Source organism: uncultured Subdoligranulum sp., assembly GCF_937890665.1.
Map to the genome: position 1 here is coordinate 1 of NZ_CALADU010000303.1, position 3,219 is coordinate 3,219.

At 57.7% G+C, this 3,219-nt stretch carries 3 protein-coding genes; 2 read left to right on the forward strand and 1 reads right to left on the reverse strand.

Annotated elements, in window-relative coordinates:
* A partial coding sequence (gene thrS, locus Q0526_RS17530; protein ID WP_298736512.1) for a threonine--tRNA ligase occupies positions 1-1,161 on the reverse strand: 1,161 nt, incomplete at its 3' end.
* 515 nt (positions 1,162-1,676) lie between these two features.
* Here thrS and Q0526_RS17535 point away from each other — a divergent pair.
* Entirely contained in the window at positions 1,677-2,528 is an 852-nt protein-coding gene (locus tag Q0526_RS17535; RefSeq protein ID WP_298736515.1) for a transporter substrate-binding domain-containing protein, read from the forward strand.
* Between the two features lie 78 nt (positions 2,529-2,606).
* Positions 2,607-3,219: amino acid ABC transporter permease (locus tag Q0526_RS17540; protein ID WP_298736517.1), on the forward strand; the 613-nt coding region annotated here is incomplete at its 3' end.

The following is a 3,219-nucleotide window of genomic DNA, read 5'->3' on the forward strand; positions in this document are numbered from 1 at the left end:
GTCGTCATGGTACTTCTTCTTGTCGGCGGGGTCCCGCAGGCTCAGTACGCAGCGGTAGTCGGTGATGTGGAAGTCTTTGTATACATCAAAGATCAACGCACAGACGGCGGCGACTTCGTCCTTGATCTGCTCCGGCGTCACAAAGAGGTGGGCGTCGTTCTGGCAGAAGTGACGGCCACGCTCAATGCCCTTCAGCGTGCCGCTGGACTCGTAACGGAAGTCGTGAGCGATCTCGCCGATGCGGATGGGCAGCTGGCGGTAGCTATGGGGCTGGTTGGCGTAGATCATCATGTGGTGAGGGCAGTTCATGGGACGCAGCACATAGCTCTCGCCCTCCATCTCCATGGCGGGGAACATGTTCTCACGGTAATGGTCCCAGTGGCCGGAGGTGCGGTAGAGGTTCACGGTGCCCACGCAGGGGGTCATGACGTGCAGATAGCCGCGGTCGCGCTCCTTCTGCTTGATATAGTCCTCCAACTGCTGCCAGACGGTGTAGCCGTTGGGCAGGAACATGGGCAGGCCGCGGCCTACCAGATCGTCGGTCATGAAGAGCCGCATCTCTTTGCCGATCTTGCGGTGATCCCGCTCACGAGCTTCCTGCTGCTGTTTCTCCCAAGCGTCCAGCTCTTCCTGATTGTGGAAGGCCACGCCGTTGATGCGGGTCAGCATCTTGTTCTGTTTGTCGTTCTTCCAGTAAGCGCCGCTCTGCTGGGTGATCTTGAAGGCTTTCAGAGCCTTGGTGTAGGTCAGGTGGGGTCCGATGCACATATCGATATATTCGCCCTGCTGGTAGAAGCTGAACTCGGTCTCGTCAGCCAGATCGGCAATGTGCTCGATCTTGTAGTGCTCCTGCCGTTCCTGCATCAGCTTGACGGCCTCGTCCCGGGGCAGAACAAAGGGCTTGATGGGTAGGTTCTCTTTGCAGATCTTGCGCATCTCTTTCTCGATGGCGGCCAGATCTTCATCGGTCAGTTTGGTGTCGCCCAGATCCACGTCGTAGTAGAAACCGTTGTCGGTGGCGGGGCCAAAGGCAAAATCGGCTTCGGGGTACAGGCGCTTGATGGCCTGTGCCATAATGTGAGCGGCGGTGTGACGCAGAACGTGCAGTTCCTGATCCTGCGGGCATTCGGCCACGGTGCCGTCTTTGTAGATGATCTTCATGGTAAGCTGCCTCCCAAATAAAAAATGCTTCATCCCTGTACTGTTCCAAGGGATGAAGCATTGCAATACTCCACGGTTCCACCCAACTTGCGCTTCCTCATAAAAATAAGGAAAAACGCCACTCGCGGCGGCTGTAACGGGCCGTACCCGGCGGGGGTTCGCCCCCACACTCGGCGGTGGTAAAGGTGTGGTCTGCGCCGGACCGCTTGCACCACGCGGAAAACCCGCGGCGGCCTTCTCTGAAAACGCTTTGCCGCACCCCGTTTGTCCGCCTCACAGCTTTCAACAGGATGAAGTTATCTTTTTTATAGCACAACCCGGCAGGGAAGTCAAGCAGAAAAATTTTCCCGCTGTTTTGCACAAAAAAGGCGGTAGGGGCTACGGCTCTGCCTGCAAAACGCCAAAATTGTTTTTTATACATTGACTTTACATATTTATGCAATTATACTGGATACACAGTCGGGTGAGGGTCCGGCTCTATCGTAAAATTCGTGAGAGATAAGAAGGTATAACACATGAAAAAACTTACTGCTTTGCTGCTGGGCACCGCCATGGTGCTGAGCTTGGCCGCCTGCGGCGGTTCCGCTTCTTCCAGCGAATCTTCTTCCGAGGCTGCTTCCTCTGAGGCCGCTTCCAGCGAGGCCGCCACGGCAGAGGCTGCTTCCGGCGAGCTGACCACCGTCACCCCCGGCAAGCTGACCATGTCCACCAACGCAGCCTTCCCCCCGTACGAGATGACCGCCGATGACGGCAGCTTCGAGGGCATCGACGTGGAAGTGGCGCAGGCCATTGCCGACAAGCTGGGTCTGGAACTGCAGATCGATGATATGGATTTTGACGCTGCCCTGCTGGCCGCTCAGACCGGCAAGAGCGATATGGTCATGGCCGGCGTTACCGTTACCGAAGAGCGCCAGACCGTCATGGACTTCAGCAACACCTACGCCAACGGCATTCAGGTCGTTATCGTTCCTGAGGATTCCGACATCGCCTCCATCGAGGACATGACCGGCAAGATGATCGGCGTACAGCGCGGCACCACCGGTGACCTGTACTGCTCCGACACCGTGGAGAACGGCGGCTTCGGTGAAGAGAACGTCACCCCCTACGACAACGGTCTGACCGCTGTGCAGGCTCTGCTGAATGGTCAGGTGGACTGCGTCGTTATCGACAACGCCCCTGCGCAGGAGTTTGTCAAAGCCAACCCCGGCCTGAAGATTCTGGACACCGAGTACGCCAACGAGGAGTACGCCATCGGTGTAGCTAAGGGCAACACCCAGCTGCTGGACGCCATCAATGGCGCGCTGGAAGAGCTGGAGGCTGACGGCACGCTGCAGAGCATCGTCGACAAGTACATCACCGCCGAGTAAGCGGTTTTCCCCTGAAGCAAGGCACGCCGGGAACCCGGCGCGCCTTCTCTTTGTCCTACAGGAAAGGTTGTGTAGCGGATGGAAGCACAGTTCGAGGCGCTTTCGGCTCTGGCAAAAAGCGGCGAAACACTGACGTTCGGTCAGGAATTCTTCGTTAAATTCTATCAGGCGTTTTTGTACAATGACCGCTGGCTCCAGTACATCGAGGGCGTGGGCACCACCTTGTTGGTCACGGCCATCGCGCTGGTGTTGGGCGTGGTTCTGGGATCGGTCGTGGCCTTGGTTCGTGTGGGCCATGACCAGCAAAAGCCGCATCACCGGAACCCCGTGCTGGGCTTTATCAATCTGATCTGCCAGATTTATGCCACGGTCATTCGCGGTACCCCCATGATGGTCCAGTTGCTGATCATGAGCATGGTTATCTTTGCCAGCAGCCGCAACTTCACCATGGTCGGTGCGCTGGCGCTGGGCATCAACTCCGGCGCCTATGTGTCGGAGATCATCCGCGGCGGCTTGATGGCGGTGGACCCCGGTCAGATGGAAGCAGGCCGCAGTCTGGGCCTCAACTACATCACCACCATGGTGCTCATCATCATCCCGCAGGCCATCCGTTCTATCCTGCCTGCGCTGGGCAATGAGTTCATCATCCTGCTCAAGGATACCTCGCTGATCACCGTCATCGGCGGCAAGG